Source organism: Simplicispira sp. 125 (genome assembly GCF_003096555.1).
Taxonomy (GTDB): domain Bacteria; phylum Pseudomonadota; class Gammaproteobacteria; order Burkholderiales; family Burkholderiaceae_C; genus Simplicispira.
The window spans coordinates 1,470,343-1,484,275 of the sequence record NZ_QEKM01000001.1 but is presented as its reverse complement, the minus strand read 5'-3'; the positions used below and the strand labels follow the sequence as shown (position 1 = coordinate 1,484,275).

Below are 13,933 nucleotides of genomic sequence, written 5' to 3'. Positions count from 1 at the left end.
CGCTACGAGTATGGCGTCGCATGGTTCAATGGCAGCCAACCCGAACGGTTTTGATTTGATGATTTGAGGAGAGCAATGTGCGTCAATTGAATTTTTCCCGAATGGCCCTGCTTGCAGGCACCACCCTTTTGGCCGGTGCGCTGGCCGCTTGTGCGCCTTATCGCCAGGCACCTGCGCAGTACCCTGCAGGCTCTTACCAAGGTCAAAGTGGGGGCTATCCGGCCCAGGCACCCGCTGGGACGGAGTATGGGCGTGTAGCCAACATAGAGATGCTGCAAGGCCAGCAGCGGGGTGCTTCAACAGGGGCAGGTGCCGTGCTGGGCGCTGTGGTCGGTGGTGTGCTGGGTCACCAGGTGGGTAAGGGCAGCGGCCGTACCGCAGCCACGGCCGTGGGCGTGGTGGGCGGTGCCCTGGCAGGCAATGCCATCGAGGAGCGCAATAACCCCGGTTATGGCAGCACGGTCTATCGGATTTCCATCCAGCTCGACCAAGGCGGTTATCGTGCCTATGACGTCAGTTCGGTGGGTGATTTGCGCGTGGGCGACAGGGTCCGCACCACCAACGGGCAGATTTCGCGCTACTAAATAAAGTTGCTCGCCACCGGGTTGCCCAGTGCGGGCCTTGTTTTGCAAGGCTCGCACTCCTCAGTGCAGCAGCGTGTTGCCAGGCGGTTGGGGTTGAACGCGGAAGAACCCGGTGCCCGCCGTACCACGGTTCGCCTCTTCTTCGGTGGCTTCGCGCACACCGCACACCGTCAGGTGCAGCCGCAGTGCAATACCAGCCAGTGGATGGTTGCCGTCCAGAACGACGTGCTCGGGATAGATCTCCGTCACGGTGTAGAGAGCATCGCGCGGCGCCTCAGCGCTGCAGCCTTCGGGCAGGGCGGTGCCGTCAAAAGTCATACCTTCTTCCAGCTCTGCCGGGAAAATGGCTCTGGGTTCCAGAAAGAGGAGTTGCTCCTGGAAATCGCCAAAAGCATCTTCGGGCTCAAGGTGCAGTGACAGCTTGGCCCCCACGCTGTGGCCTTGCAATGCTTCTTCGATACGGGCCAGCAAATCGCTGCCACCTACGAAGAACTCGACGGGCTCGTCGAGGATATCGAGTTCATCGCCCAAGGTGTCTTTGAGCGTCCAGGTCAGTGCGACCACACATTGTTCTGTGATTTCCATAGGAGAATTGTCGCAGTTTGACCGTCGGCCGGTGGCGAGGCAAAGGTTTTGCCGGGCTGTGGTTGTAGACCAAGGAGATCAAGATGACCGCAGATATGCCCGACGCGACCGTCCCGGCTCCCCCCGAATTGCCTGTAGGGCGCTTCAATGGTCGTGAAGCATTCCAGCAACTGGTGCGCGATGCCTTGGCTACGGCAGCCCGGGAGGGTTGGCGTGAAATGATCCTGAGTGATGCCAATTTTCACGACTGGCCGCTGGGTGAGCGGGCCGTCATCGAATCGCTGGAGGAGTGGGCCCGCAGCGGTCGCCGCATGACCTTGCTGGCGCGCAGCTACGATGAAATGATCCGTCGCCATGCGCGCCTCGTGCGCTGGCGGGGTACTTGGGACCATATCCTGACTTGCCGCGTCAGTCCTATGGCAGACGCGCTGGACATTCCCAGTGCGATCTGGTCACCCGGCTGGGTGTTGCACCGGCTCGATCCCGACCGTTGTGTAGGCGTGACAGACACTGAGCCGGCGCGCCGCGTGTTCTTGCATGAAGTTCTTGTCGAGTGGGTGCGGAGTAAAAGTTCCCCCGGTTTTGCTTCAACAACGCTGGGGCTTTAATGGTGACGTCAGAATTCCGCCAGTAAAAGTCAGATTTTTGTCAGTTGTTCGCAACACAGGGGCATTTCTTGCGCTGCTCGGTATTATCCAGTATTGACGAATACCTAATATAATCTTGGACTGAGTTGTAAATGTGCTCCACCGGAGCAATCTCTGCCAGAGCGAACCGGGCTGCAAGAGGCTGGAAGTTGTGGCATTTTTTGTTTTTTTGATCGTCCTCAAGGAAAAACTGAAATGAACAAATCCCTCATCATCGCCACCCTGATTGCTGCCGCTGCTTTGGCCGCTTGCGGCAAGAAGGAAGAGCCGGCTCCTGCACCCGCTCCCGTGGCTGTTGAGCCTGCTGCTGCACCTGCTGCACCCGCATCGGAAGCGGCAGCTGCTGCAACCGACGCAGCTGCCGCTGCAACTGACGCCGCTGCTGCTGCAACCGGCGCTGCTTCTGCTGCAACCGACGCAGCCGCTGCTGCTGGCGCCGCCGTCCAGGCCGCCACCGATGCCGCTTCCGCTGCCAAGTAAGCGCATGTAGTGTTGTGCAAGCCCTTTGGGGCTTGCCAAAGGCCCCGTACCCCCATTGGGACGGGGCTTTTTTGTATGTGGTGTGTCTGGGGAATGGCTTCCCACGGTGTCTCTGACAACAGGTATGCTTGCCGCCATGGCCTTCCTGTTTGATTCTTTTTGGCGCGCCGTGGTGTATTGCATGCATCCCCGTGTGATTGCTTTGTCGCTGCTGCCTCTGCTGCTGATGGGTGCTTTGGCATTGGGGCTGAGCCACTGGTATTGGGATGCGGCTGTTGCGATGGCACACAGCTGGCTGGATTCTTGGGGCCTGATGGAAGGCTTCTGGGGGTGGCTCGCCAATCTGGGTCTGGGTGATGCCAAAGCCTATGTGGCGCCCCTGATGGTGGTCGCCTTGGTGACCCCGTTGGTGGTCGTCGTTTCGCTGTTATTGGTCGCAATGCTGATGACTCCCGCGTTGGTTTCTCTGGTGTCGCAGCGGCGATTTCATGCACTGGAACGGAAAAAAGGCGGCTCTTTCATTGTCAGCTTGGCTTGGTCTATTGGTTCTACGGTTCTGGCCTTGATGGCAATGGTGGCCTCCATGCCGTTGTGGTTGATACCGCCCCTTGTGCTGATTCTTCCCCCGCTGATCTGGGGTTGGCTAACGTACCGCGTGATGGCTTTCGATGCGTTGGCAGAACATGCCAGCCGTGCGGAGCGCACAGAAATTTTTCGCCGCTACCGCATTTCTCTGCTGGGTATTGGCGTGCTTTGTGGGTATCTGGGGGCCGCGCCAGCGATCGTCTGGGCTTCAGGCATTTTGTTTGCTGCGGCATTTTTCGTTTTGATCCCACTGGCCATCTGGATTTACACGCTGGTCTTCGCTTTCTCCTCCCTGTGGTTTGCCCACTTCTGCCTGGCCGCCCTGGAGCGGCTGAGGGCTGAGGTGCCGATGGCTCCTGCCCGCTTAGATGCCGTCGAAGTGCTGGAGGCGCCTTCCTCGTTGGCGCCATCCCCGGATGATCGTCCGCCGCTTCTGGAGTCTGTTGACAAATGACGCAGCAATTTGGCCTCATCATCGTCGGTGATGAGATTCTTTCGGGTAAGCGTGCGGACAAGCATCTGTCCAAGGTGATTGAAATACTGGGTGCGCGCGGGCTGCCGTTGGCTTATGCCGACTACGTCGGCGATGATCCGGATCGCATCACCAGCACTTTGCAGCGGGCTTTTGCCTCGGGTGATGTGGTGTTCTCGACGGGTGGCATCGGTGCCACGCCAGACGACCACACACGCCAATGTGCAGCCCGCGCCTTGGGCGTGGAGTTGGAGTTACACCCTCAGGCTGAGTTGTTGATCCGTGAGCGCATGCAGGAAATGGCGCGTGAGCAGGGGACGTTGTATGAGGCTGACCGGCCCGATAACGTGCACCGCCTGAACATGGGCGTTTTTCCGGTGGGGGCCTCGATTGTTCCAAACCCCTACAACAAGATACCAGGGTTCAGTTGCGCCGGGGCAGGATCTGGGCGGGTGTATTGCGTGCCCGGCTTTCCGGTCATGGCCTGGCCCATGATCGAGTGGGCGCTGGACACCGACTACCCCCATTGTTTCAACCGTGCACCGCAGGTCGAGCATTCGATCATCGTGTTTGGGGGGCTTGAAGCCATGTTGACCCCGCTGATGCATCACATCGAGGACAGCTATCCCCCAATCCGGGTGTTCAGCCTCCCGAGTGTGGATCATCCGCAATACGGTCGCCATATCGAGCTCGGAGTCAAGGGCCCCGCATCCCTGGTGCCTGCGGCTTGGGCGGATCTGGTTCGTGGTTTGCACAATGTTGGTGCGGCGTGCGGCCCTGAATTGGTGCGGACACTTTAATATTGGCGGTTTTGTAACGTTTTGCACCAAAAAAATGCGTGCAAAGGCCGGTGGTGCGAGGTGTGCGCTTTGCCCGGTGTCCGTCAGAACCCGCAGATGGCTGGCATGCAAACTGCTTTGCATATTGCAGAAAATATTTTTAACCAACGCTTTTCCCAGGAGTACCCGATGGCCAAGACCGTTGCAGATGTAATGAAGATGGTGCAAGAAAACGAAGTCAAATTCGTCGACTTCCGCTTTACCGACACCCTTGGCAAGCAGCACCACACCACGGTGCCGGTGTCGCACTTTGACGAAGACAAGTTCTCGTCCGGACATGCCTTTGACGGGTCGTCGATTGCCGGCTGGAAGGGTATCGAGGCGTCGGACATGCAGCTTATTCCCGACCCGAATACTGCCAACATCGACCCCTTCTTTGAAGAGACGACGTTGATCTTGAGCTGCGACGTCATCGAGCCCAGCGACGGCAAGGCCTACGACCGCGACCCGCGATCCATTGCCAAGCGCGCTGAGGCCTACCTCAAGGCCTCGGGTTTGGGCGACACGGCGTTCTTTGGGCCCGAGCCCGAATTCTTCATCTTTGACGGCGTGCGATGGAGCAACGAACCTGGCAAGGTGATGTATGAGATCGAAGAATACGAAGCCCCTTGGAATTCGGGCCGCGACCTCGAAGGCGGTAACCGCGGACACCGTCCTACGGTCAAGGGCGGCTACTTTCCGGTTCCGCCTGTGGACAGCACGCACAACCTGCGCGCCGAGATGTCGCTGATTCTGGAGTCGATGGGTATTCCGGTGGAAGTGTTCCACCATGAAGTCGCTGGTGCTGGTCAGAACGAGATTGGCACACGTTTCAGCACTCTGGTGCAGCGCGCCGACTGGACGATGCTGCAAAAGTACGTCATCCATAACGTTGCCAACGCCTACGGCAAAACCGCTACCTTTATGCCCAAGCCCTACGCAGGCGACAACGGTTCGGGAATGCATGTACACCAGTCGGTCTGGAAGGACGGCAAGAACTTGTTTGCTGGCGATGGCTACGCCGGTTTGTCGGACTACGCCCTGTACTACATCGGCGGCATCATCAAGCACGCCCGTGCGCTCAATGCGATTACCAATCCAGGCACCAACAGCTACAAGCGCCTGGTGCCGCATTTTGAAGCCCCGGTGAAGCTGGCCTATTCGGCCAAAAACCGCTCGGCTTCGATCCGTATCCCGTATGTATCCAACCCCAAGGGCCGCCGTGTCGAGGCACGTTTCCCTGATCCACTGATGAACCCTTACCTGGGGTTTGCTGCGCTGTTGATGGCAGGCCTCGACGGTGTCGAGAACAAGATTCACCCCGGCGAAGCCGCTACCAAGGACCTCTACCACTTGCCACCCGAAGAAGACAAGTTGGTGCCCACCGTTTGCCATAGCCTCGACCAGGCGCTGGATGCGCTCGATACCGACCGTGCCTTCCTGACCAAGGGCGGTGTGTTTTCCGAAGCAATGATTGATGCCTACATCGAACTCAAGATGGGCGAGGTCACGCGCTTCCGCCAGGCCGTGCATCCGGTCGAATACGATATGTACTATTCGCTGTAAGCGTGAAGCGCTTTTGAAACAGCACATTTAAAGGCGGCCTCCGGGCCGCTTTTTTTCTGGGGAACCCTGGGCGCCACGGTGCATCCCATGGCATTTCGTTGCAGTTCAATGCATACATTGGATTGGAGATCGGCCCTGTTTGGGTGATACTAAGAAGCAACCCTGCACGATGCGTGCGAGCACACTGTATGAAAAAGACCTTTCTCTCCTCGCTACCTGCTCTGACCCTTCTTGCCCTGATGGTGGCGCCAGTGGGCGCACAGGATCGTATTTATCGCTGTGGCAATGAGTACACCAACAATGCCAATCAGGCTAAGGAGCGGGGCTGCAAGCCGGTTGAAGGAGGTAACGTCACGGTTGTCGAGGGCGTACGCAATGTCCCGGCCAGTGGTGCTGCAGGGGCCAAACAGTCTGCCTCCCCGCCTTCCGCGCCCCGCGTGAACCCCAATGACCAGCGTGCGCGTGACGCTGACGCCCGTGCCATCCTGGAGTCTGAATTGCGCAAGGCGGAAGCGCGCCACGCTGAACTCACCAAGGAATACAACAACGGGGCGCCCGAGCGCAACGCGCTTGATCTGCGCAATACCCAGCGCTATGCAGAGCGCACCGCCGAGATCAAGGCCAACCTGGCCCGCAGTGAGAGCGACATTGCGGGCATCAAGCGTGAACTGGCGCGTTTGCCGTCCCCTTAATCGGGACGGGTGATGGCTGCCAACTCCCCGCACGGGCCACAGCGCCTGCTGCAGGTGCTGGACATGCTGTCGCTACTGGTAGCGGTACTGCGGATCGATGGATCCCTGCTTTACGCCAATGCTGCACTGGAGCAGCATTTGGGCGTGTCGCGCCGCACCCTTGAAGGTACTGATTTTTCCCAGTTTTTCACCGATCCTGCCTTGCTGCAAACCGCATTGGCCGGCACCCGCAGTAAAGATTTTGCGGCCCTGCGCTACGAGGCCAGTCTCAAGCGCCTGCACCAGGAACCTGTGCCTGTGCATGTGAATGTGGCCCCCACCGAAGTTCAAGGCGAAGTGCTGGTGGAGCTGTGGCCGCTGGAACAACAGGTGCGCCAAGACCGCGAAGAGCGTTTGCTGGAGCAAGCCCAGGCACACAAAGAGCTGATCCGCAACCTGGCGCACGAGATCAAGAACCCGCTGGGCGGTATCCGTGGGGCAGCGCAGTTGTTGGAGATGGAGTTGGATAGCCCGGATCTGGCCGAATATACCCAGGTCATCGTCCACGAAGCGGATCGCCTGCAAAGCTTGGTGGACCGCCTGCTGGCACCCCACCGCCACCCGCACCAGGTGGGTGACGTCAATATCCATGAGGTTTGCGAGCGCGTGCGTTCGCTCATTCTGGTGGAGTATCCGCAGGGCCTGCGGGTGCAGCGTGATTACGACACCTCGATTCCCGAGTTTCGGGGCGATCGGGCACAGCTCATCCAGGCGGTGCTCAATATCGTTCAGAACGCCGCGCAGGCGCTGACCGACCGGATAGCGCAGGGCGATGCCTGCATCACGCTGCGCACGCGCGTGGCACGGCAGGTCACTTTTGGCCGTCAACGCTATAAGTTGGCACTGGAATTGCATGTCATCGACAACGGGCCGGGTGTGCCCGACGCCATTCGGGACAGAATTTTCTATCCGCTGGTGTCGGGCCGCGACGGCGGCTCGGGCTTGGGGCTGACGCTGGCGCAGACTTTTGTGCAGCAGCACCATGGACTGATTGAATGCGAGAGTGTGCCGGGACGCACCGACTTTCGCATCCTGCTTCCCTTGCCCTGAGCACCGTTCAAAGGCTTCTAGAAACGCAACCAGTGAAAGTGTGACCACCCATGAAGCCGATCTGGATAGTAGATGACGACCCCTCGATCCGCTTCGTGCTCGAGAAGGCGCTGGCGCGCGAAAACCTGCCCACGCGCAGTTTCTCCCACCCCAGCGAAGTGCTCGACGCGCTGGCGGCCCAGAGTGCCGGCGGGTCCGATCTGCCTGGGCCGCAGGTGTTGGTGAGTGATATCCGCATGCCGGGCGGCACGGGCCTGCAATTGCTGGAGAAGGTGCATGCCATCCAGCCGGGCCTGCCGGTGATCATCATGACCGCCTATTCCGACCTGGACAGCGCTGTGTCGGCCTTCCAACGCGGCGCTTTTGAGTATTTGCCCAAACCGTTTGACATCCCCAAGGCGGTGGAGCTTATCCGCCGCGCGGTGCAGGAGAGTCAGCGCGAGGATGTGGCGCAGGACAGCCAGGATGTGGCGCCCGAGATGTTGGGCCAGGCCAGCGCCATGCAGGATGTGTTTCGCGCTATTGGACGGCTGAGCCAGAGCCTGGTCACGGTGCTCATCACGGGCGAGTCTGGCTCAGGCAAAGAGCTGGTGGCCCGCGCCTTGCACAAGCACTCGCCTTGCGCTCAGGGGCCGTTCGTGGCGATCAATACAGCAGCGATCCCCAAGGATCTGCTGGAATCCGAGCTTTTTGGCCATGAGCGCGGCGCCTTCACGGGTGCGCAGACACAGCGGCGTGGACGGTTTGAGCAAGCCGAGGGCGGAACGCTGTTCCTTGATGAAATCGGTGACATGCCGTTTGACTTGCAGACACGGCTGCTGCGCGTGTTGTCGGATGGCCAGTTCTACCGTGTGGGCGGACATGCCACCGTCAAGTCCCATGTGCGCGTGATTGCCGCCACGCACCAGAATCTGGAGCAGCGTGTGCTGGACGGTGCGTTCCGTGAAGACTTGTTCCATCGGCTCAACGTCATTCGCCTGCGCTTGCCCGCACTGCGTGAGCGCGCTGAAGATGTGCCCATGCTGACCCGGCATTTTTTGCAGGTGAGTGCGCGGCAGCTGGGCGTGGAGCCCAAGCGCATTGACGATACTGCGCTGGCGCGCCTGGGGCAGTTTGCCTTCCCGGGCAATGTGCGCCAGCTGGAGAACATCTGCCACTGGTTGACCGTCATGGCGCCTGCACAGGTGATCTCGGTGCAGGACCTGCCGCCCGAAGTGCTGCATTTCAGCCCTCCGCTTGCTTCTTCCTTCACGCCGTCAATGCAGGCGGTTCCGACGCCAGCCCCCGCATCCGTGCCGGAGGTGTCCGAGCCCGGTCCAACCGCTGGTCCAGATCTGAAAGATCCCCATGCAGCGACCGTGGTGACGCCCACATGGGAGCTTGCGCTGGATGCCGAGCTGCAGGTGCTTTTGTCCAGTGCACAGGGCGATGTCTGGGACAAGCTCATGCACCGTTTTGAGTCACGCTTGATCTGCGCTGCACTGGACGCCACCCACGGACGGCGCATGGAAGCGGCGCAGCGCCTGGGCATTGGGCGCAACACCATCACGCGCAAGATCCAGGAACTTGGTCTGGATACAAAAAATAATGATGAAAATACTATTTAACGCCCTATCCATAAGCGGTAATAGCTATTAAATAAATAGCAAAAATTCAACCTGGAAATTTTCCTTTTGCCATTGATCCAGGGATTGGCGGCCCGGGCGCCACGCCCGGTTGGGACTGGGGCCTGTCCTACAACCAGGCGCTCCGTGGGCTGACCCTTCGTTTTGTTGATCGCTTCAAGAATGGGGCACTGTCAACCAAACGGAGAATTTCTATGTCGGATTTCAACGATGCCAACCGTGACCCCCTGACCAACGAGCCGGGCGCTCACCCTGTCGGCACAGGCCTGGGCGCAGCCATGGGTGGTGCTGCAGCGGGCGCGGCTGCGGGTGCTTTGGGCGGCCCTGTCGGTGCTGCCGTGGGGGGCGTGGCAGGCGCCGTGGTCGGTGGGCTCGCCGGCAAGGCAGCAGCTGAGTCAGTCAACCCCACTGCGGAAGATGCCTACTGGCGCGACATCTATCAGCGTGAACCTTACTACGTACATGGCCGCACCTATGACCAATACCGTCCTGCCTACAAGTTGGGTTGGAGTTCGGTGGGTCGTTACGAAGGCGATTTCGACACCGTTGAGCCGCGTTTGGCCGATGACTGGCGTGCTCGTCATGCTGACCAAGGGTTGGCGTGGACCGACGTTCGCCCCGCCACACGCGCTGCGTGGGAACGCGCCTCGCGTGTTCACGCCATCGACAACGACGACGTGGTTGATACGCTCAATGATTTGCTGGAGTCAGCCCGCGATGGTGAATACGGCTTTCATGCATGTGCCGAGCATGCCGACTCGGGTGAACTCAAGGGCATCTTCCAACGCCATTCGCGCGAATGTGCCGCCGCTGCGATGGAACTAGAACATGAAATCCGTCGCTTGGATGGCGAACCCGCTTCGGGTGGCACCGTGGCGGGTGCATTGCACCGTGGCTGGGTGTCGGTGAAGACGGCCCTCTCCATCCAGGATGACAAGGCGGTGCTTGAGGAGTGCGAGCGAGGCGAAGATGCTGCTGTGGCCCGCTACCGCAAGGCCCTGAAAGCGACACTGCCCTTGGATGTGCGAGCGTTGGTGGAGCGCCAGGCCCAAGGTGCGCAGCGCAACCACGATGAAGTGCGTGCCTTGCGCAACCGTTTCTCGATGCAACGCTGAAGCGTTTGCTGACGCACCTTGGCCGCTGTGCGTTATGGCTGCTGCGACCGGCGTGGGCCGCACCGCCATCTGTTTGCGGGGGCTCCAACAAAAAAGCTGCCAGGGAAGATCTGGCAGCTTTGGGGGGGATGTTTGTTCTGACCGCTGGGGGCTCTTGTGCGGATGGACAATCGCCTTGCGGTGGTGGCTCAAGCGAGAGTGACAACCACCGGAGCGTGGTCGCTTGGCTGCGGATTTTTGCGTGGTGCACGGTCCACGACGCAGGCTGTAACGGTTGCACGCAGCGCTTCACTGACCAGAATGTGGTCGATGCGCAGCCCCCGGTTTTTTTGGAAACCCAGCATGCGGTAATCCCACCATGAATAGCTCTTTTCAGGTTGCTCGAACAACCTGTAGGCGTCCGTCAGGCCCAGATCCAACAAGGCCTGGAAGTGGGCGCGCTCCTCGCGGGTGTGGTGGATGGTGTCAGCCAGCCCCACGGGGTCGTAGGAGTCGCGGTCCTCCGGGGCCACGTTGAAGTCGCCCAGTACCACCAGGCGCGGATGGACTGCCAGTTCGGAGCGTATCCAGTCGTGCAGCGCCGCCAGCCAGCGCATCTTGTAAGCGAACTTGTCGCTTCCTGGCGCCTGGCCGTTGACAAAATAGCCATTGATCACACGCACCGGACCTGCGCTGGAATCGACCGTGGCCGCGATGGCGCGTGCCTGCTCGTCGTCAAAACCTGGAATGTTGCGCACGACCTCGCTCAGGGGCACGCGCGCAAGGATGGCCACGCCGTTGTAGGTTTTCTGGCCCAGGGCAGCGGCCTCATAGCCGGCCGCCTGCAGCGCGGCAAAAGGGAACTTGTCCTCGGTGAGCTTGAGTTCCTGCAGGCACAGCACATCGACAGGGTTCTGTGCCAGCCATTCGAGCACCTGGGGCAGGCGCACGCTGAGAGAATTGACGTTCCAGGTGGCAATTTTCATAGGGTGTGTTGCTTTATGCGTTGGACAGAAAATCCCGGATCGCGGTCAGCGTTTCTTCGGGCGCCTCGGTCATCTGGTGGTGGCCCACAGGCAGGTGGGTGACCTGCACGGTCTTGCAGGCTGCGCGTGTGGCGGCAATCAGGCCTTGTGCCGCTTTGGGTGTGGTCATCTGGTCTTGGGTGCCCAGGGCGAACAGCACCGGGCAGGTGATGCGGGCAATGGCAGCCTCGCCCCCGGCATAGCTGTCACAGGCCACGAAGCCCCGATGGAACAGGTTGACCGCAGGGTTGCTGCGCAGTACGCGGCGGCCCAGCGCCATGCTGGCGCCGTACACCCAGGTGCCGGGGCCTAGCGCCGTGGGCGGGGCGCACAGGGTGCTGCGGGAGAACACATTGACCATGCGCAGCGCCTTTTCAGGTTCGTTCAGCGCCGCGTCGATGAGTGCCGGAGAGACTTTCATGGGAAAGGCCGTGCCCACCAGCACCAGCTGGCTCACGCGCTCCTGCAGGCGCGCTGCGGCCTCCAATGCGATCAGCGAGCCCCAGCTGTGGCCTACCAGCGCAGCGCGCGGTGCGCCCACGGCGTCGAGCAGCGCGGCGATGAAGTTGGCGGCTTCCTCTACCGACGTGGGCGCCGGGCCCGCGCTCTTGCAGTGGCCGGGCAGGTCCACGGCCAGCACGTTCCAGCCGTGGTGGGCAAGGTAGCGGCTTTGCATGGCCCAGACGCTGTGGTCGTTGAGCACGCCGTGGATCAGCACCACGGTGGGCTGCGCCGGGTTGAAGGGTTTGCCGCCGGTGTAGCAGAAGGTGTTGTGGCCGTTGACAAGCAGTTCCATGGCTCAGGCTCCTGCCTTTTCTGCGGCCTTGAGTGCGCGCTTGAGGTCGTCGATCAGGTCGTCCGGATCTTCCAGTCCAATCGACAGGCGAATGGTGCCTTGTGTGATGCCCGCGCTTGCCAGGGCTTCGTCGGACAACCGGAAGTGCGTGGTACTGGCCGGGTGAATCACCAGGCTGCGGCAGTCGCCCACGTTGGCGAGGTGGCTGAAGAGCTTGAGCGCCTCGATGAACTTCTTGCCCTGTTCGCGTGTGCCCTTGAGGTCAAAACTGAAGACGGAGGAGATGCCACGTGGCAGGAGCTTGCGCGCCAACTGGTGGCTGGGGTGCGATTCAAGCATCGGGTGGCCCACGCGCTCGACGAAGGGCTGGCTGGCCAAGAATTGCACCACTTGTTCGGTGTTGCGCATGTGGCGTTCCATGCGCAGCGGCAAGGTCTCTATGCCCTGCAGGATGAGCCAGGCGGTGTGCGGGCTCATGCAGGCGCCAAAATCGCGCAGGCCTTCGCGGCGTGCGCGCAGCAAAAAGGCGCCCACGGTCGATTCCTCGCTGAATACCATGTTGTGAAAACCCTCGTAGGGCTCGGTCATCTCGGGGAAGCGCCCCGAGCCTTCCCAGTCGAACGCGCCGCTGTCCACCACCACGCCGCCGATCACCGTACCGTGGCCGGAGAGGAACTTGGTGGCCGAGTGGTACACCAGATCAGCACCATGCGCGAAGGGCTTGAGCAGCCAGGGCGTGGTGAAGGTCGAGTCCACCAGCAGGGGAATACCGTGTTCATGGGCGAGGGCGCTCACGGTGGGGATGTCGAGCACCTCGAGGCCGGGGTTGCCCACGGTCTCGCCGAAGAACAATTTGGTGTTGGGCCGGATGGCGGCGCGCCAGGCGTCGATGTCGCCGGGTTTGACGAAGGTGGTCTCGATGCCAAAGCGGCGCAGCGTGTAATGCAGCAGGTTCTGCGAGCCGCCGTAGAGCGCTGTACTCGCCACGATGTGCGAGCCCGCGCCCATCAACGTGCTGATGGTCAGGTGCAGCGCTGCCTGGCCGCTGGCCACGGCGATGGCGCCGGCGCCGCCTTCGAGCGCGGCCATGCGCTGCTCCAGCACGGCGTTGGTCGGGTTGCTGATGCGCGAATAGACATGGCCGCCGCGTTCCATGTTGAACAGCGACGCCGCGTGGTCGCTGGACTCGAAGACGAAGGACGTCGTCAGGTGAATGGGTACGGCGCGTGCGCCGGTTGCGGGGTCGGGCGTGGCACCTGCGTGCAGGGCCAGAGTGTCAAAGCCGGGATCGGCATAACCGGGCATGAATATGTCTCCAAGGTGTATCAAACGGCGGGCAATGCCCCGGGATTGTGGGCTATATTTGACCTTCCCATGCATTGAGCCCCCGGGCCGACTCGGAGTTACACCATGAAAGTCAGCGACATCCTGCGCGTCAAGGGCAGCACCCTTTTCACTGTCCACCCCGACGAACCACTGGCAGTTGCGGTGGATGCCATGGCCGAGAAGGACATTGGTTCGCTCGTTGTGATGGAGCATGGTGACCTGGTGGGCATGCTCACCTTCCGCGAAGTGATACAGGCCATCGTCAAGAACAAGGGCAGCGTGGGCACCTTGCAGGTGCGATCCGCCATGGATGACCACCCCCTGACCTGTACCACCGAAACCGACATGGACGAGGTGCGCCGCATGATGCTGGACCGCCACGCACGCTACATGCCGGTGATGGACAAAAAAATGCTCATGGGTGTGATCAGTTTCTACGACGTGGCCAAGGCTGTGGTGGACAGCCAGAACTTCGAGAACAAGATGCTCAAGGCCTACATCCGTGACTGGCCGGAAGAGGGTGCAAACGCGGCCTGACCTGGGGTCGGT

15 protein-coding genes are annotated in these 13,933 nt (G+C 60.9%); 11 read left to right on the top strand and 4 right to left on the bottom strand.

Annotated elements, in window-relative coordinates; all coding sequences use genetic code 11:
- The first annotated feature begins 101 nt into the window (after positions 1-101).
- Complete coding sequence (locus C8D04_RS06730) at positions 102-584, top strand: glycine zipper 2TM domain-containing protein (protein ID WP_116004158.1); 483 nt, start codon at positions 102-104, stop codon at positions 582-584.
- A gap of 60 nt (positions 585-644) precedes the next feature.
- Here C8D04_RS06730 and C8D04_RS06725 read toward each other — a convergent pair whose 3' ends face one another.
- Positions 645-1,169 (bottom strand): FKBP-type peptidyl-prolyl cis-trans isomerase, encoded by a 525-nt coding sequence (locus tag C8D04_RS06725; protein ID WP_116004157.1) that lies wholly within the window; start codon positions 1,167-1,169, stop codon positions 645-647.
- Positions 1,170-1,252: 83 nt separating this feature from the next.
- Between C8D04_RS06725 and C8D04_RS06720 the strand changes: the two genes are divergently transcribed.
- From C8D04_RS06720 to C8D04_RS06680, 9 genes are all read left to right on the top strand, one after another.
- Positions 1,253-1,777, top strand: a complete 525-nt coding sequence (locus C8D04_RS06720; protein WP_233521128.1) for a hypothetical protein — start codon at positions 1,253-1,255, stop codon at positions 1,775-1,777.
- Positions 1,778-2,011: 234 nt separating this feature from the next.
- Positions 2,012-2,296 (top strand): hypothetical protein, encoded by a 285-nt coding sequence (locus C8D04_RS06715; RefSeq protein WP_116004156.1) that lies wholly within the window; start codon positions 2,012-2,014, stop codon positions 2,294-2,296.
- A gap of 124 nt (positions 2,297-2,420) precedes the next feature.
- Complete coding sequence (locus C8D04_RS06710) at positions 2,421-3,335, top strand: EI24 domain-containing protein (RefSeq protein ID WP_233521127.1); 915 nt, start codon at positions 2,421-2,423, stop codon at positions 3,333-3,335.
- Positions 3,332-4,153 (top strand): molybdopterin-binding protein, encoded by an 822-nt coding sequence (locus C8D04_RS06705; protein WP_116004155.1) that lies wholly within the window; start codon positions 3,332-3,334, stop codon positions 4,151-4,153. The genes C8D04_RS06710 and C8D04_RS06705 overlap by 4 nt, the downstream gene beginning before the upstream one ends.
- A 168-nt stretch (positions 4,154-4,321) precedes the next feature.
- Positions 4,322-5,737 carry a type I glutamate--ammonia ligase gene (gene glnA, locus C8D04_RS06700; protein ID WP_116006060.1) on the top strand — a complete coding sequence of 472 codons (1,416 nt, stop codon included), beginning with the start codon at positions 4,322-4,324 and terminating at the stop codon, positions 5,735-5,737.
- Between the two features lie 188 nt (positions 5,738-5,925).
- Positions 5,926-6,429: a hypothetical protein gene (locus C8D04_RS06695; protein WP_116004154.1), complete on the top strand. Its 504-nt coding sequence runs from the start codon at positions 5,926-5,928 to the stop codon at positions 6,427-6,429.
- Positions 6,430-6,441: 12 nt separating this feature from the next.
- Positions 6,442-7,518, top strand: coding sequence for a nitrogen regulation protein NR(II) (gene glnL, locus C8D04_RS06690; RefSeq protein ID WP_165829123.1), 1,077 nt, complete (start codon positions 6,442-6,444; stop codon positions 7,516-7,518).
- A gap of 50 nt (positions 7,519-7,568) precedes the next feature.
- Positions 7,569-9,125, top strand: coding sequence for a nitrogen regulation protein NR(I) (ntrC, locus tag C8D04_RS06685; protein WP_116004153.1), 1,557 nt, complete (start codon positions 7,569-7,571; stop codon positions 9,123-9,125).
- A gap of 212 nt (positions 9,126-9,337) precedes the next feature.
- Positions 9,338-10,258, top strand: coding sequence for a PA2169 family four-helix-bundle protein (locus C8D04_RS06680; protein ID WP_116004152.1), 921 nt, complete (start codon positions 9,338-9,340; stop codon positions 10,256-10,258).
- Positions 10,259-10,446: 188 nt separating this feature from the next.
- On the opposite strand, the gene C8D04_RS06675 is transcribed toward C8D04_RS06680, so the two are convergent.
- The 3 genes from C8D04_RS06675 to C8D04_RS06665 are packed head-to-tail and all read right to left on the bottom strand — an operon-like array spanning position 10,447 to position 13,363.
- Positions 10,447-11,223, bottom strand: a complete 777-nt coding sequence (locus C8D04_RS06675; protein WP_116004151.1) for an exodeoxyribonuclease III — start codon at positions 11,221-11,223, stop codon at positions 10,447-10,449.
- 13 nt (positions 11,224-11,236) lie between these two features.
- Positions 11,237-12,058 (bottom strand): alpha/beta hydrolase, encoded by an 822-nt coding sequence (locus tag C8D04_RS06670; RefSeq protein WP_116004150.1) that lies wholly within the window; start codon positions 12,056-12,058, stop codon positions 11,237-11,239.
- Positions 12,059-12,061: 3 nt separating this feature from the next.
- The gene (locus tag C8D04_RS06665) at positions 12,062-13,363 is read right to left on the bottom strand and encodes an O-acetylhomoserine aminocarboxypropyltransferase (RefSeq protein WP_116004149.1); all 1,302 of its coding nucleotides are present in this window, start codon (positions 13,361-13,363) and stop codon (positions 12,062-12,064) included.
- Between the two features lie 105 nt (positions 13,364-13,468).
- Here C8D04_RS06665 and C8D04_RS06660 point away from each other — a divergent pair, with 105 nt between their 5' ends.
- A complete protein-coding gene (locus C8D04_RS06660) occupies positions 13,469-13,921 on the top strand; it encodes a CBS domain-containing protein (protein WP_116004148.1) in 453 nt (150 codons plus the stop codon).
- Positions 13,922-13,933 lie beyond the last annotated feature (12 nt).

Coding starts and splice junctions, on each gene's coding strand:
- C8D04_RS06730 (WP_116004158.1), top strand. CDS start 102: ATGGCCCTGCTTGCAGGCACCACCCTTTTGGCCGGTGCGCTGGCCGCT.
- C8D04_RS06725 (WP_116004157.1), bottom strand. CDS start 1,169: ATGGAAATCACAGAACAATGTGTGGTCGCACTGACCTGGACGCTCAAA.
- C8D04_RS06720 (WP_233521128.1), top strand. CDS start 1,253: ATGACCGCAGATATGCCCGACGCGACCGTCCCGGCTCCCCCCGAATTG.
- C8D04_RS06715 (WP_116004156.1), top strand. CDS start 2,012: ATGAACAAATCCCTCATCATCGCCACCCTGATTGCTGCCGCTGCTTTG.
- C8D04_RS06710 (WP_233521127.1), top strand. CDS start 2,421: ATGCTTGCCGCCATGGCCTTCCTGTTTGATTCTTTTTGGCGCGCCGTG.
- C8D04_RS06705 (WP_116004155.1), top strand. CDS start 3,332: ATGACGCAGCAATTTGGCCTCATCATCGTCGGTGATGAGATTCTTTCG.
- glnA (WP_116006060.1), top strand. CDS start 4,322: ATGGCCAAGACCGTTGCAGATGTAATGAAGATGGTGCAAGAAAACGAA.
- C8D04_RS06695 (WP_116004154.1), top strand. CDS start 5,926: ATGAAAAAGACCTTTCTCTCCTCGCTACCTGCTCTGACCCTTCTTGCC.
- glnL (WP_165829123.1), top strand. CDS start 6,442: ATGGCTGCCAACTCCCCGCACGGGCCACAGCGCCTGCTGCAGGTGCTG.
- ntrC (WP_116004153.1), top strand. CDS start 7,569: ATGAAGCCGATCTGGATAGTAGATGACGACCCCTCGATCCGCTTCGTG.
- C8D04_RS06680 (WP_116004152.1), top strand. CDS start 9,338: ATGTCGGATTTCAACGATGCCAACCGTGACCCCCTGACCAACGAGCCG.
- C8D04_RS06675 (WP_116004151.1), bottom strand. CDS start 11,223: ATGAAAATTGCCACCTGGAACGTCAATTCTCTCAGCGTGCGCCTGCCC.
- C8D04_RS06670 (WP_116004150.1), bottom strand. CDS start 12,058: ATGGAACTGCTTGTCAACGGCCACAACACCTTCTGCTACACCGGCGGC.
- C8D04_RS06665 (WP_116004149.1), bottom strand. CDS start 13,363: ATGCCCGGTTATGCCGATCCCGGCTTTGACACTCTGGCCCTGCACGCA.
- C8D04_RS06660 (WP_116004148.1), top strand. CDS start 13,469: ATGAAAGTCAGCGACATCCTGCGCGTCAAGGGCAGCACCCTTTTCACT.